This window comes from Achromobacter sp. (assembly GCF_032113835.1).
GTDB lineage: Bacteria > Pseudomonadota > Gammaproteobacteria > Burkholderiales > Burkholderiaceae_B > Achromobacter.
In genome coordinates this window covers 158,124-182,113 of the sequence record NZ_DAMCTG010000002.1, presented here as the reverse complement: position 1 = coordinate 182,113, position 23,990 = coordinate 158,124, and the positions used below count along the sequence as shown (strand labels likewise).

General features: G+C 66.7%; 24 protein-coding genes. 11 read left to right on the top strand and 13 right to left on the bottom strand.

Annotated features, from left to right (window positions below):
- The 4 genes from RT697_RS01795 to sodC form a co-directional block, all read left to right on the top strand.
- On the top strand, nt 1-789 hold a 789-nt coding region (locus tag RT697_RS01795), incomplete at its 5' end, for a substrate binding domain-containing protein (protein ID WP_313696723.1).
- 56 nt (nt 790-845) lie between these two features.
- The gene (locus RT697_RS01790; RefSeq protein WP_313696722.1) at nt 846-2,078 is read left to right on the top strand and encodes an AI-2E family transporter; all 1,233 of its coding nucleotides are present in this window, start codon (nt 846-848) and stop codon (nt 2,076-2,078) included.
- 76 nt (nt 2,079-2,154) lie between these two features.
- Entirely contained in the window at nt 2,155-3,483 is a 1,329-nt protein-coding gene (locus RT697_RS01785) for a DUF445 domain-containing protein (protein ID WP_409517389.1), read from the top strand.
- Between the two features lie 172 nt (nt 3,484-3,655).
- The gene (gene sodC / locus RT697_RS01780) at nt 3,656-4,180 is read left to right on the top strand and encodes a superoxide dismutase [Cu-Zn] SodC (RefSeq protein WP_313696721.1); all 525 of its coding nucleotides are present in this window, start codon (nt 3,656-3,658) and stop codon (nt 4,178-4,180) included.
- Nucleotides 4,181-4,206: 26 nt separating this feature from the next.
- Here sodC and RT697_RS01775 read toward each other — a convergent pair whose 3' ends face one another.
- Nucleotides 4,207-4,830: a glutathione S-transferase gene (locus RT697_RS01775; protein ID WP_313696720.1), complete on the bottom strand. Its 624-nt coding sequence runs from the start codon at nt 4,828-4,830 to the stop codon at nt 4,207-4,209.
- Between the two features lie 219 nt (nt 4,831-5,049).
- On the opposite strand from RT697_RS01775, the gene alaE reads away from it, so the two are divergent.
- Nucleotides 5,050-5,511, top strand: a complete 462-nt coding sequence (gene alaE / locus RT697_RS01770; protein ID WP_313696719.1) for an L-alanine exporter AlaE — start codon at nt 5,050-5,052, stop codon at nt 5,509-5,511.
- Nucleotides 5,512-5,614: 103 nt separating this feature from the next.
- Here the strand turns inward: alaE and RT697_RS01765 are convergent, their stop codons facing one another.
- The 4 genes from RT697_RS01765 to RT697_RS01750 all read right to left on the bottom strand — a co-directional run bounded on the left by RT697_RS01765 (nt 5,615) and on the right by RT697_RS01750 (nt 8,375).
- Nucleotides 5,615-5,980, bottom strand: coding sequence for a hypothetical protein (locus RT697_RS01765; protein WP_234015644.1), 366 nt, complete (start codon nt 5,978-5,980; stop codon nt 5,615-5,617).
- 268 nt (nt 5,981-6,248) lie between these two features.
- On the bottom strand, nt 6,249-7,274 hold the full coding sequence (locus tag RT697_RS01760; RefSeq protein ID WP_313696718.1) for an alpha/beta hydrolase: 1,026 nt from the start codon (nt 7,272-7,274) through the stop codon (nt 6,249-6,251).
- 175 nt (nt 7,275-7,449) lie between these two features.
- Nucleotides 7,450-8,025, bottom strand: a complete 576-nt coding sequence (locus RT697_RS01755) for a tautomerase family protein (protein ID WP_313696717.1) — start codon at nt 8,023-8,025, stop codon at nt 7,450-7,452.
- Nucleotides 8,026-8,114: 89 nt separating this feature from the next.
- A complete protein-coding gene (locus RT697_RS01750; RefSeq protein ID WP_313696716.1) occupies nt 8,115-8,375 on the bottom strand; it encodes a hypothetical protein in 261 nt (86 codons plus the stop codon).
- On the opposite strand from RT697_RS01750, the gene RT697_RS01745 reads away from it, so the two are divergent.
- On the top strand, nt 8,340-8,729 hold the full coding sequence (locus tag RT697_RS01745; RefSeq protein ID WP_313696727.1) for an FCD domain-containing protein: 390 nt from the start codon (nt 8,340-8,342) through the stop codon (nt 8,727-8,729). The genes RT697_RS01750 and RT697_RS01745 overlap by 36 nt on opposite strands.
- 6 nt (nt 8,730-8,735) lie before the next feature.
- Here RT697_RS01745 and RT697_RS01740 read toward each other — a convergent pair whose 3' ends face one another.
- The 7 genes from RT697_RS01740 to RT697_RS01710 all read right to left on the bottom strand — a co-directional run bounded on the left by RT697_RS01740 (nt 8,736) and on the right by RT697_RS01710 (nt 16,739).
- On the bottom strand, nt 8,736-9,956 hold the full coding sequence (locus RT697_RS01740) for an MFS transporter (protein WP_313696715.1): 1,221 nt from the start codon (nt 9,954-9,956) through the stop codon (nt 8,736-8,738).
- 95 nt (nt 9,957-10,051) lie between these two features.
- On the bottom strand, nt 10,052-10,843 hold the full coding sequence (gene map / locus RT697_RS01735) for a type I methionyl aminopeptidase (protein ID WP_056561851.1): 792 nt from the start codon (nt 10,841-10,843) through the stop codon (nt 10,052-10,054).
- Complete coding sequence (locus RT697_RS01730; protein ID WP_175121249.1) at nt 10,844-11,089, bottom strand: ParD-like family protein; 246 nt, start codon at nt 11,087-11,089, stop codon at nt 10,844-10,846.
- Between the two features lie 72 nt (nt 11,090-11,161).
- Nucleotides 11,162-11,899 carry a DUF2894 domain-containing protein gene (locus tag RT697_RS01725; RefSeq protein ID WP_313696714.1) on the bottom strand — a complete coding sequence of 246 codons (738 nt, stop codon included), beginning with the start codon at nt 11,897-11,899 and terminating at the stop codon, nt 11,162-11,164.
- Complete coding sequence (locus RT697_RS01720; protein WP_313696713.1) at nt 11,889-12,539, bottom strand: OmpA family protein; 651 nt, start codon at nt 12,537-12,539, stop codon at nt 11,889-11,891. The genes RT697_RS01725 and RT697_RS01720 overlap by 11 nt, the downstream gene beginning before the upstream one ends.
- Nucleotides 12,536-15,832, bottom strand: a complete 3,297-nt coding sequence (locus RT697_RS01715; protein WP_313696712.1) for a DUF802 domain-containing protein — start codon at nt 15,830-15,832, stop codon at nt 12,536-12,538. Before RT697_RS01715 ends, RT697_RS01720 begins: the two co-directional genes overlap by 4 nt.
- Before the next feature lie 10 nt (nt 15,833-15,842).
- Nucleotides 15,843-16,739, bottom strand: a complete 897-nt coding sequence (locus RT697_RS01710) for a DUF3348 domain-containing protein (protein ID WP_313696711.1) — start codon at nt 16,737-16,739, stop codon at nt 15,843-15,845.
- Between the two features lie 174 nt (nt 16,740-16,913).
- Here RT697_RS01710 and RT697_RS01705 point away from each other — a divergent pair, with 174 nt between their 5' ends.
- The 4 genes from RT697_RS01705 to fhuE all read left to right on the top strand — a co-directional run bounded on the left by RT697_RS01705 (nt 16,914) and on the right by fhuE (nt 21,783).
- On the top strand, nt 16,914-17,501 hold the full coding sequence (locus tag RT697_RS01705; protein WP_313696710.1) for a M23 family metallopeptidase: 588 nt from the start codon (nt 16,914-16,916) through the stop codon (nt 17,499-17,501).
- A gap of 77 nt (nt 17,502-17,578) precedes the next feature.
- Nucleotides 17,579-18,808: a helix-turn-helix domain-containing protein gene (locus tag RT697_RS01700; protein WP_313696709.1), complete on the top strand. Its 1,230-nt coding sequence runs from the start codon at nt 17,579-17,581 to the stop codon at nt 18,806-18,808.
- A 31-nt stretch (nt 18,809-18,839) separates the two neighbouring features.
- On the top strand, nt 18,840-19,484 hold the full coding sequence (locus tag RT697_RS01695; RefSeq protein ID WP_313696708.1) for a DUF6923 family protein: 645 nt from the start codon (nt 18,840-18,842) through the stop codon (nt 19,482-19,484).
- Nucleotides 19,485-19,587: 103 nt separating this feature from the next.
- Entirely contained in the window at nt 19,588-21,783 is a 2,196-nt protein-coding gene (gene fhuE, locus RT697_RS01690) for a ferric-rhodotorulic acid/ferric-coprogen receptor FhuE (RefSeq protein WP_313696707.1), read from the top strand.
- Between the two features lie 20 nt (nt 21,784-21,803).
- Here fhuE and RT697_RS01685 read toward each other — a convergent pair whose 3' ends face one another.
- A complete protein-coding gene (locus RT697_RS01685) occupies nt 21,804-22,733 on the bottom strand; it encodes a LysR family transcriptional regulator (protein WP_312429195.1) in 930 nt (309 codons plus the stop codon).
- Between the two features lie 120 nt (nt 22,734-22,853).
- Between RT697_RS01685 and RT697_RS01680 the strand changes: the two genes are divergently transcribed.
- Nucleotides 22,854-23,990: D-serine ammonia-lyase (locus tag RT697_RS01680; RefSeq protein WP_313696706.1), on the top strand; the 1,137-nt coding region annotated here is incomplete at its 3' end.

Genomic DNA, 23,990 nt, shown 5'->3' with positions numbered 1-23,990 from the left:
CGGCGCACGACGCGGCGCGTGGAACCCACCGAGATCGGCCTGAAGCTGTACAAGCACGGGCGCAGCATCCAGGACGAACTCGCGGCGGCGCACGAATCGGTCGAGACGCTGGGCAAGACGCCGCAGGGCAAGGTGCGCCTCAGCGTGCCCAGCGGTTACGGGCAATTCGTGATGACGCCGTGGCTGCTGGAGTTCAAGAAAACCTATCCCGACATCGTGCTGGACGTGCTGTTTGAAAACAGCGTCGAAGACCTGCTGCGCGACGAGGTCGATATCGCCGTGCGCATCATGTCCGAACCGCCGCAGCATCTGGTCGCGCGCGAACTCGGCCAGGTCCGTTACGTGGCCTGTGCGTCGCGCGACTACGCGGAAAGCCGCGGGCTTCCCCAGCGGCCCGAAGACCTGGCCGGAACGCCCGTCATCAGCGCCGCGGTGATCGGCCGGCCGCTGCGCCTGTCCGCGTACTACGGCGGCCAGCCCCGCCAGCATGTCGTGCTGGAACCCACCGTCATTTCCCGCAACTATGCGTTCCTGCGCGATGCCATCCGCGCGGGTCTGGGCGTCGGCGTCGTGCCGGACTACGTCGTGCATGAGGACATCGCGCGCGGCGAGCTTGTCCCTGCGCTGACCGACTGGCGCCTGAGTATTTTCGGGCGCGGCATGTATATGCTGTACATGCCCAATCGCCACCATCCGCGGGCGCTCGCGATGATCATTGAATTCATCCTGGAGCGGGCGCAGCGGCAGCACGACGGCGAGCCGGGTCTGCTGGCGATCAGCAGCGGCTGACCCCGCCGGGCACGCAACTTGCTGAAGGCCTTCGCACATCGGATGTGAGGGGAAAGATGGACAGCGCGACGCCCGTGGTCACTTCGCCGCAGCGGGAAGGCCCGGAACCCGTAGCGGCCGCGGCCGCCGAGAAAAAGACCGAGCCGGCGAAAGAAAAGACGGATCCTGCCGAGGATAAAGTCACGGCGCAGGACGCCGGCCTCATCAAGCCGCCGTCGCCCACGCCGCTTGTGCGCGTCAGCGGCTTCTGTCTGGTGACGCTGACCATCCTGGCCGTCTTGTTCGGCCTGAAGGCGGCGCAGGAATTCATCGTACCGGTGGTGATGGCGATCGTGGTCGCCTATACCTTGGACCCCGTCGTCGGCCTTTTTGAGCGGTACCGCGTGCCGCGGTGGCTGGGCACCGTCCTCGTGATGTCGGCCATCGCCGTCGGGGTCGTGGGCGTCATCTACGTCACGCAGGATCAGGCTGCCGACATGATCAACGCGCTCCCCGAGATATCAAGCAAGCTGTCCCGCACGCTCGGCGGCCTCCTGAGCGGCGACGGCTCCCTGATGGAAAAGTTGCGCAACGCAGCAAGCATCCTGCAGGAGTCCGGCACGCCGAAGCCCGGTGGGCGGGTCGTGGTCGCCAAGTCGGACGGCGGGCTGAGCGACATCCTGCTGTGGGGCTCCAAGGGTCTGGCCACGTTCGTCGGGCAGGCCACCATGTGCGTGTTCCTGGTCTTCTTCCTGCTGCTGTCGGGCAACGCGTTCAAGCGCAAGTTCGTGAAGATGGCGGGCAATACGCTGTCGCAGAAGAAGATCAGCGTACACATGCTGGACCAGATCAACAGTTCGATCCACATGTACATGGCGATGATGCTGGTGACCAATGTGGTGCTGGGGCTGCTGTCGTGGATCGCCTTTCGCTTGCTCGGGCTGGAAAACGCCGCGACGTGGGCGGTGGTGGCGGGGGCGCTGCACATCATTCCCTACTTCGGACCGCTGCTGACGGCGGTGGGCACTGGCGTCGCGGGACTGGTGCAGTTCGGTGAGCTCGGCCCCGCGCTGGCCATCTCCATGAGTTCCGTCGGGATCGCGTTGTTGATGGGCGTCGTCGTCACGACCTGGATGTCTGGCCGCATCGCGCGGATGAACGCCGTGGCCGTATTCATCCTGCTGCTGCTCTTCACGTGGCTGTGGGGCATCTGGGGAACGCTGCTGTCCGTGCCTATTGCCTTCATCGCGAAGGTGGTGGCCGATCATATCGAAGGGCTGGAGGCGTTGTCGGAGTTCCTGAGCGAATAGGGCGGGTGGCGGCGCGGCTGCAATGGCCGGGCCGCTTTCGATTGGTATGCTCGGGGCTTGCATCACCGGATCCTTCATGACCGAACCCTCCCAAACCCAACGAATCGCCGGCGCGCACACCGCGTTGGATGCCGATGCACGGCGCACGCAACTGCGCCGCATGAAGATCGGGGCGCTGGCGCTGCTGGTCGCCATGGTCAGCGGCTTCATCACCAGTCACGTCATGGGCGGGCAGGGCGCGTGGGCGTGGGTGCGGGCGTTCTGCGAGGCGGCCACCGTCGGCGCGCTGGCCGACTGGTTCGCCGTCGTCGCACTGTTCCGGCGCCCGATGGGCTTGCCCATTCCCCACACCGCCATCATTCCCAGCAACAAGGACCGCATCGGCGACAGCCTGGCGGTCTTCGTGCGCGATCATTTCCTGGATCCCGACACCCTCATCGAAAAGCTGCGCGTCTTCGATCCCGCCGCGCGGCTCAGCCGCTGGCTGGCCCGGCCCGCTCAGGCTCACGCGTTGAGCGACGGGGCGCGTCGCGTGGCGCTGCAGACGCTGGACCTGCTGGACGATCGGGCCGTGCGCGGCGTCATCCAGGAGTTCGTCGTCAGCAATCTGCGCCGCTGGGACGCGGCCGCCACCGCCGGCGAGGTGCTGGGCCTGTTGACGCGCGACGGGCGGCACCAGGAATTGCTGGACGCCGCGATGGAACGCCTGGGCGGCTATCTAGCCGAGGAAGACGTGAAGGAACGCGCCTCGACCCTGCTTGTGAAATTCGCCCGCAAGGAATGGCCGCGCATCATCGCTGCGGTCGACGTGGTCAAGTCGGTCGACAACATCGCCGACAACCTGGCCGACCGCCTGGCGCGCGCCCTGGTCGAAGAGCTGCGCGACGTGCTGTCCGAGCCCGATCACCCCGTGCGCCGCGACTACGAGGCGTGGGTGATGAACTACATCGAACGCCTGAAGACCGATCCCGCGCTGGCCGGCCAGGTCGAAGCCCTGAAGCAGCGCGCCATCGACCATCCCAAGGTCCAGGAGTACGTTCAAGGCCTGTGGGACGACATCCATGCGGCGCTGCGGCGCGACCTGGCGGACGAACATTCCGCGCTGGCCGCGCATCTGGAAAGCGCGCTGCTGGCGCTGGCCCGCAAGCTGGGCGAAGACCCGGGCCTGCGCGAAGCCATCAACAACCACATCCTGGGCGGCGCACGGCGCCTGACCGGACGGCTGCGTGTTGGCGTCACCGAGCACATCTCGCGCACCGTCAAGAACTGGGACGAGCGTCATCTGGTCGACGAACTGGAACTGAGCGTGGGGCGCGATCTGCAGTACATCCGCTTCAACGGCACGCTGGTGGGCGGCCTGATCGGCGTGCTGCTGCATGCAGTAGTCCTGATGGTGAACGGCTAGGCATGGTCTTTGGCCGTTGCCCACACCGTGTCACAACCTTGTATCAGGAACGAAGTTTTCTGGCGGACCGCCCGGCCCCGGTGCTATCTTCATCTGCGCCGCCGGCTGCGCGAGGCGCGCCTTGCACCGATGGCCGCCCGCAGCTTGCGGGCATCTTTCCAGGAGGCAATTCATGAAGAAATTCTCGATGCTTGTCACGGCACTGGCATTGGCGGGCGCGTCCAGCGCGGCGCTGGCCGAAGACGTCTCGATGTCGTTCCTGACGCCCGAAGGCGTCGGCAAGAGCGCCGGCACCATCAACCTGAAAGACACCAAGGAAGGGCTGCAATTCATGCCCCATCTCAAAGGCCTGCCGCCCGGCGAGCGCGGCTTTCATGTGCACGAGAAAGGCTCGTGCGAGCCCGGCCCGGTAAGCGGCAAGACCGCGCCGGGTGGCGGCGCGGGCGGCCATCTGGACCCCAAGGGCACCAAGGCGCACAAGGGACCGATGGCTACGGACGGGCATCAGGGCGACCTGCCGTTCCTCACCGTTGCGGCGGACGGCAGCGCGACCAAGACCGTGCTTGCGCCTCACCTGAAGCTGGCTGACGTCAAGGGCCGGGCGCTGATGATCCACGCAGGTGGCGACAACTACAGCGACAAGCCCGAGCCGCTGGGCGGCGGAGGCGGACGCATCGTTTGCGGCGTGGTGAAGTAGGGGGAGAGCGCCGGCGGGCGCTTTCTTCAAGCCGTGCCGTTGCGGCCGTACTGCCGGTAGCCGTCGCGCTCCGCCAATCTGTCGTAGTACGCCGCGACGGCGGGCAGCGCCGGCTTGTCGAACGGCGTCTCGAACCAGCGGTTCACGGACAGCCCCACCGGAATGTCGGCCAGCGTGAACGCGTCGCCGGCCACATAGGCGCCGGTGGCGGCCAGCTGCTGGTCCAGAATTCCCATGAACCGCGCCCAATCGCGGCGCGACGCCTCGATGGCGGTCTGGTCCCGGTGCGCGGGCGACTGCCGCGCCAACGCCATGAAGGCGTAGCTCCACGACCGGTTCAGGTCCGTCGCCTGCCAGTCCATCCACTGATCCACCCGCGCCCGCAGCTTCGGCTCGGCCGGATACAGGTGTTGCCCCTGATACTGGCCCGCCAGATAGCGAATGATGGTGTTGGACTCCCACAGCACGAAGTCGCCATCCTGGATCACGGGCACCATTGCATTGGGATTGCGCGCCAGGAACTCCGGTTCGGACGTGGGCCGGAAACCGCTGCCCCAGTCTTCGCGATCAAACGGCAGGTTCAGCTCGGCGCATGTCCACAGCACTTTGCGCACGTTGATGGATGAGGCTTTTCCCAATATTTTCAGCATGTTGGCTAGTGCGGGGAGGGAGTTAATCAGGGGCGAGGGGCAGGTTGTCTGCTCGCGCTGGGTGTCTGACACCCTGCACGCGCTGTAGAGGGGCGTAGGGCATCTCTCCAGGGTGTCAGACACCTGGGTCAGTCTGCCGCAGTCTAGTGGGCCCGAGGGCGCGCTGCCAGATACAGATTCGGGCGTCTTTGAACGGAACAGAAGCCAGGAAGACAACAGTTGACAGCCAAGATCCGCTTGCCGCTTTCCACGCGCTCTTATATTGCCGATACCGTGGCGCTGATCCTGTTCTTTACGACGACAGGCATCATCAACGAGCGCTGGGTCGCAGGGATGACGTGGGAACAGGTGTTTCATGCGCGGCTGATCGGTGGCGCGCTGATGATTCCGGTGGGAAGACCTTATGGCCTTTGGCGCGATTGGGTGATGCGGCGCGCGAAGGACACGCGCGTGTCGCGGCTGCTGTGGGATAGCGTGGCGCTGATGAGTTTCCAGGTGCCGATCTACGCCGCGATCATCGCGATCAGCGGCGCATCGGGAGAAGGTCTGGTGCGAGGGGTATTGGGCGCGGCTGTGATGATGCTGGTGCTGGGCCGGCCGTACGGCGCGTTTCTGAATGCGATCAGGCGCTTGTTCGGCCTGCCGCCGGGAGGATCGCGGCCGATGTCGCTCAACGAATGAGCCGTTCGCTTCGGTTTTTCGTGAATGCCGCTCGACGAGTGCCCAGACTTGCAGTCTGCCGGGCGCTTGCCGAAGCGGCGATATTGACTGTGCGACGCTGGCTTTACATCGTGGGTTGCGGAATTGGCGTTTCCGCTGGCATCGATCCCGACATGCGCGCCGGGCAACCCGAAAGCCCCCACTTCGTCACCATGCCCTTTTCGATCATGAATTTCTCGACGCACACGTGATAAGCGGAAATTGGACCCCAGATCTCTTCGTACGAGATGATTCGCGCGCCGCTTTCAAGCGTGTAGCTTTTCTTCGGCGGTCCCCACTTGGAAACCAGCTGCTCTTCCGTGCTGCCGACCCACGCTGCGTTGACGTCGTTATAGGTTTTATTCCGCTTGCCGGTAATCATGCTCATCTGCGCGGAAGTGCAACCCGCGAGCAGTGCAGGCAAAACCACAAGCAGTGCAATTTTTCTCATTTTGATCGTTACCCCGAAATTCGACGTTTGAGACTGAGGCGCTTGAACGCGGCACATTGCTTATTTATTTTGTGCGCGCTTGCGACAGGCACGGCGGCTGCCGGGCGGTGAGGCTGGCCTCGCTTGTAATGATTTTTGAGGCGCCAATGTATCAGATACGCATCGGGGAGTTTGGTAACAATTCCGACGGTTTGTATAGTCGGGCGCTTCGGCCGCGTCCCGTTGGTGAAGGGGCGACGGAGGGAACTCCGTCGCCCGCGTTTGTCTTCTAGTTCGCTGCGGGCAAGGCCTTCAGCAATGCCTCATTGAACCGCTTCGGATCCTGCACCTGCGGTGAATGGCCAAGCTCCGGCCAGGTTACGAGCTTCGCGTTCGGAATGGCCTTGGCCGTCTTCGGCCCCAGTTCGGAATAATTGCCCAGCTGTTTCGCCACTTCGGGCGCTGCGGCGTCCTTGCCCGGGGCGGTGTTGTCCTTTTCCCCGATGAGCAGCGTGGTGGGCACCGTTATCTGCCCGAACTCGTGCACGACGGGCTGCGTGTAGAGCATGTCGTACGTAAGTGCCTGGTTCCACGCAACGCGTTCGCGCCCCTCGCCCTGCAGCATGCCGGCGGCCATGAGGACCCACTTGTCGTAGTCTTGGCGCCACTGGCCGGCGTAGTAGGTGCCGAGCTGGTACTTCTTCATGCCTTCGAAGTTGGCCTTTAGCTCGCGCTGATACCACTCGTCGATGCTGCGGTAGGGCACGCCTTTCTGTTTCCAGTCTTCGAGGCCGATCGGGTTGACGAGCACCAGTGCGTCGGTTTGCGGACCGTACATCAGCGCGTAGCGCGCGGCGAGCATGCCGCCCATCGAGTGGCCGACGATGCTGGCGCGGTCGATCTTCAAATGGTCGAGCAGCGCGTGCGTGTTGGCGGCCAGTTGGTGAAATGAAAACTGGTAGGCCTGCGGTTTGTCGGATTTGCAGAAGCCGATCTGGTCTGGCACGACGACGCGGTATCCGGCCTGGCTCAGGGCGGCGATGCTGGCGTCCCAGGTGGCGCCGCAGAAGTTCTTGCCGTGCATCAGCACGACGGTCTTGCCATTGGGTTTGGCGGCCGCCACGTCCATGTAGGCCATGGAGAGCTTCTGGCCTTGCGTGTCCAGCGCCAGCCGCTTGACCTCGTGCGGATACTCAAAGCGCTCCAGGTTAGGACCGTAGTCCGGCACCTTTGGGGTATCCGCCGCGATGGCGCTGCCGGCAAGCGCCATGCCCGCGCAGAGTGCGCCCAGCCGTAGATGTTGGGATCGTGTCATTCATGTGACTCCTGTTATCACGCCGGCCCGCTGCCGGCGCTGTACAACAGGGACAGCAAAAATGGGGCCTGGGTTCCGCGCAGGCTTGAAAGAGACAAATGGGAACCAAGCGGCGTCAGTCGTCAAACGCCGGCCTGCTGCGCTTGCAGCGGCGGGCTGAACTCGAAGGCCATCGTCATTGTCCCTGCGTCGCGGGCGAGGTGGACATTGCTGGCAGCAGGCCGCCGGTGCCGGGCGGATAATGCGACGCTGCATATTGCCGGGCCTTGGCCTGGAAATAGGCCTCGACCCACTTGAAACGCTCTCCGTCCTTGGCGAGCCCGACGGTGTTGGCAATGGCGGCGAGGCTGATGGTGTGTCCGCCCGCGCCCCAGTTGCCTTCCGTGATTTCCTCGATGATGACCAATGCGCCGCCGCCATCTTCGCGCGTGGCGCCCAGGCTTTCCATCATGGCTGCGTGCACCGATGCGTGGACTTCGGACTTGTGCTGCTGGCTCATGTAGCCTTCAGGAATGCTGACGCGGGCAAGCAGGCGTCCGTGGGTGCGGACGGGCTTGTCGTCGATCTTACCGCCAACCCACCAGTCTTCGGCGGGCACTTCGGTGAACAGCACGGAAGCGAAGGCCTGGCCGCCTGGGGTGCGGGCGCCGCCTTCCATCGTCAACAGCACTTCCGTCAGCCGTTTGCCCATTTGGTTCTTGCTGGCGGGGTCGAGCATTCCCTTTGCGTAATACAACTGAATCACTGGCATGACATTCTCCTCGACATATCAGAAACCGCGCGGCGAATGGCGCAGGCGTATCCGGCGCCGCGCGCAACGCAGGTTGATCCGATATGGCGCTACTGGATGGTTTCAATAATGAGGAGATCGGCGCCTTCACCATCCGTCTGGATCGTGATGGGGCTGTCTCCCCAGGCGCCTCGGCTATCCCGGCGTGCCAACGTGATGTCGTCGACACGGGCCTCTCCGTCCAGCATGAACACATACACGCCATGACGGTTTGATTTGGGCGTGTATTGCAGATGGATTGCCTGATCGGCCACCAACCTTGAAACGGATACGTCCTGGCTGACCCGCAGTGCGCCGCCATCGCCCGGCAAGGACTGACCGATGCAGAGCCTCTCGTCCTGCTGGCCGACGACGTCGCTGGCGCGGTGAAGTCAGGCAATGTGACGGACTACATCGAAACGGACCGGCGGTTTCATGAGGCGTTGGTATCTCGTGCCGACAACCCGCTGCTGACGCGAACGATCATGGGGTTGCGAGCCGACATGCGGCTGTACGGCATCAGTTCGCCCGAAGGTTTGGAGCGTCAGCGTGCGTCCGTTTCCGAGCATTATGAAATGATCGAGCTTGCGGCCACTCGGCAAACCGAAGCCGTCGCGGCGTTGATCACCCGGCATATTGATTCGTGGAAACCGTTGATGACTGCGGCGCTGCGGGAATTGGCCTAGTCCTGCTCAAGACACCACCGCCTCCGGTTGCCGTTGCAGCCGCAGCACCGGCGACGTGAACAGCACGGCAAACTGGATGAAGAACCCCACGGTCGATACCCAGAGACACGCCTCCACGCCAAACCGAGCCGCCAACGTTGCACCGATCAACGCGCCGATCGGCCGCGCGCCGAAATTGGCCGTCACGATGACGGACGACACCCGGCCCAGCAGTGCGTTGGGTGTGACCGATTGGCGCAGCGTGGTGGTCGTGATGGTCCACAGAATCGGCCCGGCGCCGAAGAAAAAGAAGCCCACCGCCGCCCACGCACCTGATGGAAAGACCAGCGTCGACAGCAGGATGAAGCTGGCCAGCAAGGCGGACAGCGGACCCGCGCCGATCATCGCGCCGAACGGCAGGCGGCGGGCGAGCCAGGGGGCGGCCAACGCGCCGGCCAGCATGCCCGCGCCGTAGATACCTAGCGTAAAACCCACCCCCGCGGCGGACAGGCCGAGGCGATCGACCGCGTAGGCGACGTAGATCGCCAGCAGGACGAACCAGGCGGTGTTGAAGAACAGGGCGGTCAAGAGGACCGGGCGCAGCAGGGAATGCGTGGCGACGAAGGCCGCGCCTTCGCGCAGTTCGGTGAGCGGATGGCGGCGTTGTGCAGTCTTGGGCGCGTCTTGCGGCAGGCCGGCCAGGAATACGGCGGCCAACAGCGACAACGTGGTTGCGAGCACATAGGCGGCGGATGCGCCCATCCACCCGACGAGCGCGCCGCCCGCTGCAGGGCCGGCGGAAAATGCGGCGCTGCGAGCCAGCTCCAGCCAGCGGTTGGCGTTGGACAGTTCGGCAGGCGGAACCAGCTTGGGCACCAACGCAGGCGCCGCGACGTTGTAGGCGACGGTGCCCACCGCGCCGACAAAACCCAGCGCCGCCAGCCATTGCAGGCTGAGGCCGTCCATCCACAACAGCGCCAGCAGCGCGATCAGGCTTGCCGCCCGCACGGTTTCGGCGGCGGTCATCAGCGAGCGGCGCGACATCCGGTCGGCCAGGACGCCGGCAGGTAGGGACAACAAAAGGAACGGCAGCGTCTGCGCGGTCTGCAGGTAGCCGGTCTGCGCGGCGGTGGCGCCCAAGGCAAGCACGGCATACAGCGGCGCGGCGGCGAGCGCGATCTGCTCGGAGAACTGCGCGGCAAGGTTCGACGCCGCAAGGCGGCGAAAAGCGGAGGGCAGGGCGGGCATGGACGAAAGGGCGGGCGCCGCAGAAACGGCAAGGGCACGATCATGATCGTACCCTTGCGGTCCTGCACTCCGGTCCTTGCTCGGACGCGTCCCCGTCAGGGAATCGGCGGGTAGTCGCCGAAGCCGTCGGGCCAGGTGGTCAGCACGTCGTAGCCGGTTTCGGTGACGACGACCATGTGCTCCCACTGCGCGGAGAGCGAGCGGTCCTTGGTGACGACCGTCCACCCGTCGGGAAGCTGCTTGGTCTGCGGCTTGCCGGCGTTGATCATGGGCTCGATCGTGAACATCATGCCGGGCTGCAGGACCATGCCTTCGCCGGGACGGCCGTAGTGCAGCACCTGCGGGTCGTCGTGATAGATCTGGCCGATGCCGTGGCCGCAGTATTCGCGCACGATGCTGAAGTGCTCGCGGTGCGCAACGGTCTGGATGGCGTGGCCGATGTCGCCGAGCGTGGCCCCCGGCTTGACGGCCATGATGCCGGCGCGCATGGCTTCGTACGTGGTGTTGACCAGGCGGCGCGCCAGCGGGCTGGGTTGGCCAACGTAATACATGCGGCTGGTGTCGCCGAACCAGCCATCCTTGATGACGGCCACGTCGATGTTCAGGATGTCGCCGTTCTTCAGGACCTTGGCCGACGGGATGCCGTGGCAGATGACGTGGTTGACCGACGCGCAGATGGTCTTGGGAAAGCCGTGGTAGCCGACGTTGGCGGGCGTGGCCTTGAGCACGTTGACGATGTAGTCGTGACAGACGCGGTCGAGCTCATCGGTGGTGACGCCGGGGCGGACGTGTTCGCCGATCATGTGCAGCACTTCGGCCGCCATGGCGCCGGCCTTGCGGGCCATTTCGATGTCGGCGGCCGATTTGATGGAAACCTTCTTGGCCATTTACGCGGCCTCCTGCTGTAAGGGTTGCGGCAACCCTTGCGAGAGGGACGCGATGGTGAAGCCTTCTGCCTGGTCGATGCGGATCAGGAGTTGGCAAATGTCGGCGTGGCGCAGTTCGGGATACAGCTCGGAGAGCATGCCGATGCGCATCCAGTGTTCGGCCTGGGAATTGATCGAGCGGCTGAGAGCGCCGCTGGCGACGCGCAGGTTCTCATGCATCTGCTCGGAAATCTTGACGATACCCATAGTGGATGTTCCGTATATGTTTTGTATATGGAACGTATCGTACTGCGGCGCGAGGCCGCGCGCAAATCGCCCTCAGGCGGATTCCTTGCTTTCCTTGGCTTCCTTGCGGGGCTTGCTGCGCGTCGACTTCTTCGCGGCGCCGGCGCGCGGCGCTTCCTTGGGCGCGGGGGCGGCCGCGGCGGTCATCTGTTCCATCCACATCAGCGCGTCGGTGTAGGACAGGAACTGCTGCAGGTATCCGGGCGACATTTCGCGCATCAGGGTCAGCGCGCGGTGCACGAGCTGGTTCGAGTTGAGCGGGCCGGCGTTCTTGTGGACCCGTTCCTGCGATTGGCGGACCTGGCGGTCGGCGCTGAAGCGCGACCAGAGCGCACGGAATTCGTCCAGCAGCGGCAGTTCGGGGTAGGCGGCGCGCAGGCCTAGCGGGTCGTGGGAATCGTGGGCGGTGTCGCCGGGCAGGCTGTTTTCGGCAGTGCTGCCGGCGGTCTGCGAATTGCCCGTGGGATTGCCAAGATAAGCGATCAGCTCGGCAAGCGGGCCGGCGGTCACGGCGTCCTGCGCGGAATCCGCATCAGCCTCAGACCCTGCATCCCCCGCATCCATCAATTCTCCCTCATACGCCGCGATCAGGCCCGCAAGCCGCTCGTCCAGACGCTGACGCGCCGCGCCGTCGTAGGCGGCGGCGCGGCGGTCCAGCGCGTCGATCAGGTGAAAGCGCACGGGGTTGACGCGATCCGCGCCGCTGGCGCGCCAGGCGTCCAGCACCGCGCGCGCGTTCAGGCTTTCAGCGCGGCTGCCGTCACTGCTCACCGGGCTTACCCGCGTCGTTGGACGGTTTGGGGATGGGCGTGATTTCCACGCGGCGGTTCTTGGCGCGGCCTTCCTCGTCGGCGTTCGACGCCACGGGCTGTTCGGCGCCAAAGGCCGCCGCAAACACCGTTGACGACGGCACGCCTTCGTCGATCAGGGCGCGCGTCACGGTCAGCGCGCGCTGGGCGGAAAGGTCCCAGTTGTCCGCGAAGCGGCGGTTGCCTTCACGCACCTGCTGGTCGTCGGTGAACCCGCTGACCATCAGGATTTCGTTGTGGGTCTTCAGGTAGGCGGACAGCGGTTCGATCAGGCTTTTCAGGATCTCGCGGCCCTCGGGCTGGAGCTGGTCGGAGTTCAGGGCGAACAGCACGCTGCCGCTGATGCCGATGCGGCCGTTGATGAGCGTCACCCGGCCAGCGGCCAGGGGGCCGGCCAGCGCCTGCTCCAGCGTCTCGCGGCGCTGCGTTTCTTCCTGGCGCTGCTTGACCTCTTCTTCAAGGCGCGTCGACAGTTGCAACTGCACCGCGACGACGCTGACCAGGATGAGGACGAAGGCGCCCAGCAGCACGGACATCAGGTCGCCGAAGACGGCCCAGGCGGGCGCCGTTGCCTCCACGCCGCCGTCGATATCCTCGCTCATGCCGTTTCCGCTCCGGTGGTGGCGCGCTGGGTGGCCAGCTGCTGCAGGTTCTCGATGATCTGCTTCTGCGACATCAGGCTCAGGTCGACGACCTCACGGGCCTGCGCCACGTAGTAGGAAAGCTGCTCGTCGCCGCGCGCGATGGACCTGTCCAGCGCGGCTTCGATGCGTTGCAGATGCGCGGTGAGCTTATCGTTCGATTCGCCGAAGGCCTGCACTGCCGCGCCGAAGGATTCGCCCAGGCTGGCGACTTCGACGGCGCTGCTGGTGACCAGCGACGCCACGTCGGACAGCTTGCCGGTTTCGGATTCGACCTGCGCGGTGAACTGCGCGCCGACGCGTTCCAGCATGTCGGCCGACGACGCGACCAGCGCGTCCACGGCCGTGCGCTGCTCGGCGGCGGTGTGGTTGACGGCGTCCAGCAGCGTGCTGAGCGTTTCGAGCAGGCGGTTGCGTTCCTGCAGCATGTCGTTGTCGCGGACCATGCTGTCCGAGAGCTTCTGGCGCAGTTCGCCGATGACCTCGGCGGCGGCGCGCGGCGCTTCGGAAGCCGCTTGAACCAGACGGCCGATCTCGGCGATGGTCTCGCTGGCATGGGCCTGCGTCTGCGCGGTGATGTCCTGCGCGGTCAGGCTCAGGGTGTCGCAGATCTCTTGCTGCAAACCGGCGGCCTGTGCGCCTGCCTGCTGCCATTCGGTGCGCAGCGCGTCGGCCATGGCGGCCAGCTTGCCGGTCCAGGCGGCGAGACGTTCCTCGTCGTTGGCCGCCAGCGCCGTCTGCAGGGCGGTGTGCGATTGTTCCAGCGTCTGCAGCAGCTCGGCCGAGTGCGTGCCGAAGGCGGCGGACGCGGCTTGCAAGGCGTCGCGGTTGTCGCTGGCCAGTTGCTGGCCGACGGCTTCCTGGCGCGTCTGCGCGTCCAGCCAGGCCTGCGTGACGCCGCCCGCTGCCGTTTCCAGGCGCGTGGACACGTTTTCCAGCAGGGCGGCCTGCTGCTGCGTCTGGGCAGTGATGTCGCGGGCGGTCTGGGTGAGCGCGTCGCTGATTTCGAGCTGGCGCAGGGCGGCTTGGGTGCCGGCCTGTTCCCATTCCTCGCCCAGCTTGGCGGACATTGCCGTCAGCGAGCCGGTCCAGGCGGCCAGGCGTTCCTCGTCGCGCGAGGCCAGCGCGGTTTGCAGGTCGGCGTGCGACTGGTCCAGCGTGCGCAGCAGGGCGTCGGCATGCTGGCCAAAGGTGGCCGCAGCCGTTTCCAGCGCGCGCTGGTTGTCGGCTGCAAGTTGCTTGCCCAGGTCTTCCTGACGCGTTTGCGCGTCGCTCCAGGCTTGCGTGACGCTGCCCGCCGCGGTTTCCAGGCGCGAGGACACGTCCTGCAGCAAGCGGGCCTGCGCCTCGGTCTGGCCGGCGATGCCGAGGGCGGTCTGGGCCAGCGCGTCGTTGATTTCCTGCTGGCGGGCCACGGTGTTGGCGCCGGCCTGTTCCCATTCCTGGCCCAGCTTGGCGGTCATGGCGCCCAGCGTGTTGCTCCAGGCGGCAAGGCGGTCTTCGTCGCGCGCGGCCAAGGCGGCCTGCAGTTCGGTGTGCGATTGGTCCAGCGTGCGCAGCAGCGAGGCGGCGTGCTGTTCGAAGGCCGCCGTGGCTGCTTCGAGCGCGGCCTGGTTGCCGGCGGCCAGCTTGCCGCTGGATTCTTCCTGGCGGGCGAGGGCGCGGGTCCATTGGTCCGACACGCCGGTGGCGGCGGCTTCCATGCGGGCCGACACGCCTTCCATCAGGGCAGCTTGCGCCGCAGCCTGCTCGGCGACGTCGCGCACGGTCTGCGCCAAGGTGTCGTTCATTTCCTGCTGGCGGGCAGCGGCCTGCGCGCCGGACTGTTCCCATTCCTGGCGCAGGGTGGCGCCCATCGCGCCCAGCGTTTCGGTCCAGGCGGCCAGGCGCTGCTGATCGCGCGAGGCAAGGTCGGTCTGCAGCGCGGCGTGCGAGGCGTTCAGGGTGCGCAGCAGCGACGCGGAATGCTGTTCGAAGCTGGCTGCCGCGGCGGTGAGGGCCTGCAGGTTGTCGCCCGCCAGCTTCTCACCGGCTTGCTGCTGGCGCGACAGCGCATCGGTCCAGGCTTGCGACATGTTGCCGGACGACGCCTCCAGGCGCGTCGACACGCTGTCCAGCAGATTGGCCGAGCGTTGTTCGAAGGTCTGCGCGAAGCGGTCGAGCGACGCGCGCAGGTCTTTGGCCATGGCCTCGCTGGCGCGCTGCTGGCCGGCCACCGCCTGGCTCCAGATGCCGGCAACGTCGGTCGTCGCGGCTTGCAGGCCGGCGGTCAGGCCTTCGAGTTGCTGGCGCACGGCCTGCGAGACCGTGTCCTGCAGCGTTGCGGTTTCGCGGGACAGGCTGTCCATGGTGGCCTGCACGACGGGCTGCAGAGCCTCGCCGGCGGAACGCGCGCTTTGCGCCACGCTGTCCTTCATGGACTGTTCCATCACGGAAGCGAGGCGGGCGTAGGCGGCTTCGGCCTTGCCCTGGAATGCGGTCTGGCTGGCGATCTGGCGCTCGTTCAGCGCCTGGTTCTGCTGCTCCATGCTCTTCATCATGGATTCCAGCTGGCCGACGATGGCGGGCATCGCTTCGGCCTGGCGTTGCATGACCTCGGCCTGGCGCTGGAGCAGCTTGAAGGATTCTTCGCGCTGGTAGCTTTGCGAATATACGCGCAGCGTGGTCGCGGCCTGGGTGTCCAGCAGTTGCGCAGCGTGGACGCGGTCGCGGCGGCACAGCGCGGCCAGAAGGCCCAGCATGGCGGACGCGGCCACGCCGGCGATCGAAGTGCCAAACGCAAAGCCCAGGCCCTTGACGGGTGCGGCCAGCGACGCGCGGATCGCGGCCAGATCGGTCGAGCTTTCAAGGGCGAGCCCGGTGCCGCGCAGCGTCACGACCATGCCGAGGAACGTGCCCAGCATGCCCAGCAGAACCAGCAGGCCGACGAGGTAGGGCGCCAGCGACGGACCGGGCAACCCTACGCGCTCGCCTTCGATGCGCAGCCGCGCGGCGTTGCGCAGGCCGGCCGGCACCTTGTCCAGCCAGGCGCCCAGGCTGCCAGGGGCTTCCTTCAGGTCCGACACCGCGCGCGTGAGGGCGGTCGTTGCCTGCTGGTAGCGCAGCAGCTCGAGCGCGCCCGCCAGATAACAGACGCCGATCAGCAGCGTCACGGCCAGGGCCAGCGGGTTCGTACCCGCGTAACCCGCGCCGATCCAGCCCACAACGGCCAGTCCGGCCAGGAAAACCACGATATTGATCAGATTCTTGGACATAGTGTCCTAATTAGCTGGTGCGAAGGGCGGCGAGCAGCCCTTCGACCGGTTGTAAACGAACATCCAATTCGGCCAGCAGCACGGCGCGCATGTCGGCGCGGAACGTGTCCAGCCAGGCGCCCGCGGTGATCGCCTGGACGGGCGCCGCCGCGTTGGCCGGTGCGGGGTCAACCGCTGCGGCCTCTGCATCACCGTCGGCCTTTACGTTGCCGTCCGCCTCTGCGGCGGCATCCGCCGGCGCGTCGGCGTCAGCCAAGGCCTGCGCGTCGGCCGCAGCTTCGGCCGCAGCTTCGGCTTCGGCGGCAGCCAGCGCCGCTTCCTCGGCCTTGCGCAACCGGTCGAAGTGCGTCTGGAGCAGCTTCGGAATCGCGCCGAGCAGGGCCCGCTCCTTGGGCAGCAGCGCGCGGTCCATGATCGCGTCCACCACGGCCAGGCGCGTCCATTCGCCGTTGCGCGCCGCGACCATCCCGCGCAGCCGGCTGCGCAGATTGCCGATGCTGGTCTCCATCGTGTGTTGCAACGACAGATACCGCTGGCGAAAACTCGAATAATCGAACTGGTCCTCGGCCAGGACGGCAGCCAGCTTCTTGGCTGGCGCCGGCACCGGGGCGACCCGCTTGGCGGCCGTGGCCGCCGTGTCGCTGGCGATGGCGTCCGCCAGGGTGGTGCGCACGCGTACGCATTCGCGTTCTTCGGCGCTGCTGAACAGGCGGGCGCCGGGCGCAATGACCGGCGGGCTTGTGTTCAACGCCGCCGAAAGGGCGATCGCGTCCGTCCAGCCAAGCCATTGGCTCAGATGGTCGGATAGCGACTGCCTGGACTGCTGGACATCCGCGTCCGTCAGGCGAGTCAGCAAGCGAATGAGCGTCGGGCCGCTTAAACCTGTGCGCTGGGGGGCTTGCAACATACCACCAGAGTCAAAAAGGGGGGAGTTTACACGCTGCGACGGCCCGGAAGGGCCTGTCCGGGCGGCTCGAGCGGCAGTGAGCGCCACAAAACGGGGCCGCATGAGGGGCGCTGTAATACTGTGTCCCCGCCAGGCGAGCAGGAACCCCGGCCCCGCATCGCCGTCGAACGTTCCATGGATGCCCGCACCCCCTGGCGATTTGCCCGACGACTTCTCATCCTTGCCGCGCTGGCCGCCCTGGCTGTCTGGGCTTGGCCGCGTCTGCCCGAAGCGGCGCGTGCGCCCTGGCACATGGCGCGGTTGTCCTGGCAGGACGCGCCCGTGTCCCTGCCCGTGCCGGTTCAGGGCGTGGCGCCGCGGCGGCTGGCCGACACCTGGGGCGCGGCGCGGTCGGGCGGACGCACGCACCAGGGCATCGACATCTTCGCCAAGCGCGGCACGCCGGTGCTGGCGGCGACCGAAGGCGTGGTCACTCGGATTGGCGAAAACACCCTGGGCGGGCAGGTCGTCTGGGTGATGGGACCAGGCCGGCAGATGCACTATTACGCGCACCTGGACGGCTACGCGGATATCCGCCGTGGCCAACTGGTCGCGCCGGGCGACGTACTGGGCTTCGTCGGCAATACCGGCAACGCAAAAGGCACGCCGCCCCATCTGCACTACGGCATTTATGCGGGGGGCGGCGCGCTCAACCCGTATCCGCTCCTGATCGCGCCCAGCGTGACGCCAGGTGCATCCCTGCCAGTGTCGTCCGCGCAATAGCCCTGCAATCCGCACGCCGCGCGGTGTAGATTTGTTCCCTGGTCAGAACAAGCGGGGCAGGCATTGACGCACTTTCCATGGACTTTCTGATTGAAACCGCGGCGCGCGCGCTGGCGGCGGGCGACCCGCTGGGCGCGCTGAATCAGGTGGCGCTGCGCAGCGACGCGCCCGCGCTGGCCTTGCGCGGCATCGCCTTTGCGCAACTGGGCGATCTGTCGCGCGCCAGGACGCTGCTGCGAAGCGCCGCGCGCGCATTTGGTCCCCGGCAGGCGGTGGCCCGGGCCCGCTGCGTCGTCGCCGAGGCCGAGATTGCGCTGGCGTCGCGAGATCTGGGACATCCGGACAAAGCGCTGCATACGGCGCGCGCCACGCTGCAGGCGCATGGCGACGTCGTCAACGCGGCGCATGCCGGCCATCTGACGGCGCGCCGCCAGTTGCTGCTGGGGCGGCTGGAAGACGCGGAGCGCACGCTTGCCGGTGTGGACCCCGCGGGACTGCCTTGGGGGTCCCGGGCGATTCAGGACCTGATCGTTGCGGGCATCGCACTACGCCGCCAGCAGGCAGCGGCCGCCCGGACAGCGCTGACGCGCGCGCGGCAGTGCGCCGAGCGGGCGGGAATCTCGTCGCTGATGGCGGAAGTGGAGCACGCGGCGCGGACGTTGGACGCGCCGGCTGCCCGCCGCATCGGACACGACGGCGAATGCGTCTTGTCGCTGGACGAGGTTGAGGCCTTGCTGGCGTCCGGCACGCTGGTCGTGGACGCCTGCCGGTACGCCGTGCGCGATACGCGAACGACGGTCGCGCTGGCCGGCCGTCCCGTGCTGTTTGCGTTGGTGCGGGTGCTGGCCCAGGCCTGGCCGCAGGACGTGACGCGCGATGCGCTGATCGCCCAGGCGTTTCGCACGCGCGACTTTGACGAGACGCACCGTGCGCGCTTGCGCGTCGAGATGGGCCGCCTGCGCACCGCGATCCGCCCGTTGGCCGGCATCCACGCCACCCGGCACGGCTATACGCTGACGCCGGCCGGCGCCTGCGGCGTCACGGTGCTCGCGCCCGCCGGCGATGAAGCGGACCCCGATCAGGGCGCGCTGCTGGCGTTTCTGGCCGACGGCGAAGGCTGGTCGAGTTCGGCGCTGGCGCTCGTGCTGGGGTCCAGCCAGCGCACCGTGCAGCGCGCGCTCGAAGCACTGGCCGAGGCCGGCAAGGTGCAGGCCTTTGGCCAGGGACGCGGGCGGCGCTGGATGCTGCCGCCTGTGCCCGGATTCACGACAAGCTTGTTACTCCCGGTGATTCTGCCGGGCCAGTAGCATGGACGCATCCCTACAACAGGAGGCCAACATGAAACGATCACAAGCCGAAATCCTTCGCGAATACGGCCCGTTCCCGGGCGTCGAGGCCGTTCATGGGCTGACGTATGACGGCAAGCAGGTGTGGTTCGCCACGGGCGACAGCCTCGTCGCCCTGGACCCCGCCACCGGGCAGACATCCCGCTCGCTCAACATCACGGCAAATGCGGGCACCGCCTTTGACGGCACGCACCTCTATCAGATCGCCGATGGACAAATTCAGAAGGTCGAGCCGCAAAGCGGCAAGGTGCTGTCCAGCATTCCGGCGCCGGGCGGCGAGGGCGTATCCGGTCTCGCCTGGGCAGAAGGCAGCCTGTGGGTCGGCGCCTACCGCGACCGCAAGATCCACCAGGTCGACCCCGGGACCGGCAAAGTGCTGCGCACCATCGACTCCAACCGCTACGTGACGGGCGTGACGTGGGTGGACGGCGAGCTGTGGCACGGCACGTGGGAAGCCGAAGAAAGCGAATTGCGCCGTCTTGAACCGCGCACCGGCGAGGTGCTGGAGGCGGTAGAGATGCCGGCGGGCATTGGCGTGTCGGGCCTGGAATCCGATGGCGGCGCCCGGTTCTATTGCGGCGGCGGCGAGAGCGGCAAGGTGCGCGCGGTGCAGCGGCCGGGCAAGGCCTCGGGTTGACGCGGACAATGGGAAAAAACAACAGTAGATGGAAATGAGAAGGATTGGCATTTAAACTTCCTGCCGATTTGTCACCCTTTTGACTCACTCGGTAGGAAGCCCCATGCAAGCAGAAAGACGCGCCGGACGCGGCCACATCGTTCACCCTCGTTTCGTGCTGCGCCGCACGTCGGCGGCGGTTTTCCTGGCGTTGGCCTCGGGTGCCGTTGCCGCACAGGATGCCAACGTGTCGACGCTGCCTTCGGTGCAAGTGGTGGGCGACAACGCCAATCCGAACACCACCGAGGGGACGGGCTCCTACACGCCGCGCTCCACGGCGGCCAGCACCGGGCTGTCGCTGTCGCTGCGGGAGACGCCGCAGTCGGTCACCGTCATGACGCGCCAGCGCATGGACGACGAGGACATGCGGTCGCTGGCCGACGTCATGGGCAGCACGCCCGGCATTTCGGTGCAGAACTTCGACAGCGAGCGCTACACGTTCAATTCGCGCGGCTTCAGCATCACCAATTACATGTACGACGGCGTGCCGACGTCTTTTGACGTGGGCTACGCGGCGGGCGAGTCGTCGGTCGACCCCATCATCTACGACCGCGTGGAAGTCGTGCGCGGCGCGACGGGCCTGATGACGGGCGCGGGCAATCCGTCGGCCTCCATCAACCTGGTGCGCAAGCACGCCGACAGCCGCGAGTTCAAGGCGGACCTGAGCGCGGGCGTGGGCAACTGGGACACCTATCGCGTGACGGCCGACCTGTCCACGCCGCTCAACGCCGAAGGCACCGTGCGCGGCCGCATCGTGTCCGCCTACCAGGACAACCATTCGTTCCTGGACTACTACCAGAACAAGAAGAAGGTCTTTTACGGCGTGGTGGACGCCGATCTGACCTCGCGCACCACACTCAGCGTGGGCTACAACTATCAGGACAACGAGCCGCAGGGCAGCAGTTGGGGCGGCTTTCCGCTCTGGTACGCCGACGGCGGCCGCACCGACTGGCGCCGTTCGCTGAACACCGGCGCCCGGTGGACCTCGTGGGGCAGCACCACGCAAGGCGCCTTCGCCAGCCTGGAGCATCGCTTCGAGAACGACTGGCGCGTGCAGGCGGTGGGCTCGTACTCCAAGAACGAAATGGACGGCAAGCTGCTGTACCTGTACGGCTGGCCGGATCGGGAGACCGGTCTGGGCATGGGCGCGTCGCCCGCCTGGTATCTGGGCGACCGCACGCAGAACGCGCTGGACCTGAAGGCCAACGGCCCGTTCACGCTGTTCGGCCGCCGCCACGAAGCCGTGGTGGGCGCCAGCTTCAACCGGCAGAAGGGCGACTTCAACTACCGGTCCGCCATCAATGCGGCCGACGTGGGCAACTTCCTGGACTGGAACGGCTCGTATCCCGAACCCGACTGGAACGATTCCATCATCGCCAACCGCTACACCACCACGCAGACCGGCTGGTACGGCGCGCTGCGCCTGAACCTGGCCGATCCGCTCAAGCTCATCGTGGGCGGGCGCTACAGCACCTGGAAGACCAACTCGGTCGGCTTCGGCGGAGAAGGCCGCACGGAGTTCGACAAGAACGCCTTCACGCCGTACGCCGGCCTGCTGTACGACATCAACGACAACTACACCGCGTACGTCAGCTACACCGGCATCTTCAATCCGCAGACCTATCAGGACCGCAACGGCGATTGGCTGGATCCGCTGGAAGGCAAGTCGTACGAGGCCGGGATCAAGGGCGAGTGGCTGGAGGGTCGCCTGAACGCCAGCGCCGCCATCTTCCAGATCGACCAGGACAACGTGGCGCAGGTCGACCCGGGGTATATGGTGCCGGGCACGACCAACGAGGCGTACCGGGCCGCCCAGGGAACGCGCAGCCGCGGCTTCGACCTGGAAATGTCGGGTGAAGTCACGCCGGGCTGGAACGTGGCGGCCGGATGGTCGCATTGGACTGCCAGCGACGGCGAGGGCAACGCGATCCAGACCGACCAGCCGCGCAGCCTGGTGCGCGTCTTCACGACGTATCAGTTGCCGGGCGACTGGAACCGCTTGACCGTGGGCGGCGGCGTGAACTGGCAAAGCCACGTCTACACCATCGCCAGCGGCCCCAACGGCGACGAACGCGTCAGCCAGGGCAGCTACGCCATCACCAATTTGATGGCGCGCTACCGCTTCAACCGCAGCCTGTCGGCGCAGTTGAACGTCAACAACGTATTCGACCGCAAGTACTACAGCCAGATCGGCTTCTACAGCCAGGGCGCGTGGGCCGCGGGTCGCAGCGCGATGCTGACGATGCGCTATCAGTATTGATCGGTGACGCCGCGCGGTCCTTATGCGGGGCCGACCGGGCCGGAGGCCGCGCGCGCGGCCTCCGCGATGCTGGCGATGAACGCCTTGGCGGCCTCGGGCATGATGCGTCCGGCCAGCGTCTGCACCTCGAAGTGGCGTTCGTTCATTTCGCGGTCGCGTAGCGGCACGGCGACGATTCTTCCCCATTGCAGGCGGTTGCGGATGGCCAGTTCGCCACAGAAGGCCACGCCGCCGCCCGCGCTGGCAAAACCGACCAGCGCGTCGATGCTGCGGCTGGTGAACGCCGCCTCGCAATGCAGCTGCTGGCGGCTGCAACTGATGTCGATCAGCTGACGCAGCGTGGAGTCGGGGCTGGGCAGGGCCAGTGGGTAGGCGATCAGCTGCGCCAGCGCCATCTCGCGCCGGTCGGCCAGCGGATGGTCTGCCGCCAGGATGGCGCGCACCGGCGCCGGCACGCGCGCTTCCACCCGGATGTCGCGCTGCGACGTGAGGCTGAGGGTGATGCCGATATCCGCCGAGCCGTCCCGGATGCGCTGGGGGATCTCCTGCTGCGAGCAGACGTCCAGCGAGAACCGGATGCCCGCGTAGTGCTGCCGGAAAGCCGCGATGGCCGCCGGCACGAACTCCGACGCATAGCCCTCGGTGCTGACGATGCGCACATGCCCCTGGCGCAGGCCGCGCAGCGCCAGGATGTCGCCCGCCACCCGTTCCACGTCCTGCTGCATGCGCTTGGCGTGCGCGGCCAGGAGTTCGCCGGCGGCGTTCGGGACCATGCCGCGCGCGCGGCGCTCGAACAGCAAGGTGCCCAATTCGCGTTCGATGCGGGCGATCTGGCGGCTGACGGCCGAGGGGGCCACATCAAGCCGCCCCGCAGCTTCGCTGACCGAGCCGGTGCGCACGACTTCCAGGAAATATCGCAGGGAAATCTCCTGCAGGACGCGAGGGTTCATGGCCAGCTCCAAGGTTTGCGGAAAACGCAAAGAAGAATTCTAACCATTGATATTGCTGCAAAGCGTTGGCCGCCTCTAGGATGTGGGCATTATTTGCGCTTCTCATTCGGTACCACAGCCATGTTTCAAACCGACGCTTCCTCCCGATTTCCCGTTCTGGATTCCCTGCGGCAGGCCAAGCCGGTGCTGTGGACCGGCCCGGACATGCCCGCGCCCGCCACTGGACCGGGCGCGCACTTCCTGATGGATCAGGTGCTGTCGGCGCAGGAACGCTTCACACGATTTGCGCCGCTGCTGGCCGAGCTGTTTCCGGAGTTGGCCGAGACGGGCGGGGTGATCGAGTCGCCACTGCTCCCCGCCGCCGCCATGCAGGTCGCGATCGGCCTGCCGCCGGACGCTGGCCGGTTGTGGATCAAGGCGGACCACGCCTTGCCGGTGGCCGGTTCGATCAAGGCGCGCGGCGGCATTCACGAAGTGCTGGAATTCGCCGAATCGCTGGCGCTGCGCGAAGGGTTGCTGCTCCCGGGCGACGATTACCGCAAACTTGCCAGCCCCGAGGCCCGCGCCGTGTTTGGCCGCTATCAGGTCGCCGTGGGTTCCACGGGCAACCTGGGTCTGTCCATCGGCGTGATTGCGTCGGCGCTGGGGTTCCGGTCGGCCGTGCACATGTCGGCCGATGCCAAGGAATGGAAGAAGGCGCGCCTGCGGTCGCGTGGCGTCGAGGTCGTCGAGCACGCGGGCGATTATGAAAAGGCCGTGGCTGCGGGCCGTGCGCAGGTCGAGGCCGATCCCTTTGGCTATTTCGTTGACGACGAGCGGTCGGCGTCCCTGTTCCTGGGCTACGCCGCCGCCGCGCTGCACCTGCGCATCCAATTGATCGAAGCGGGCGTGCGGGTCGACGCCGAGCATCCGCTCTTCGTCTACCTGCCTTGCGGTGTGGGCGGGGCGCCGGGCGGCATCGCCTTCGGCCTGACGCAACTGTTTGGCCCCCACGTGCATTGCTTCTTCGCCGAGCCGGTGCAGTCGCCGTGCTTCCTGGTGCGCATGATGGCGGGCCAGGGCGAGCTGCCGGGAGCGCCGGCGTCTGCATCGGTGTACGACGTCGGCCTGACCAACGTGACCGACGCCGACGGGCTGGCGGTGCCGACGGCGTCCGAACTGGCGTATGCGGCGGTGGGCGCGCAACTGCGCGGCGTCTACACCGTTGAAGACGACACGCTGTACGCCGACCTGGCGCGCCTGAAGGACAGCGAAGGC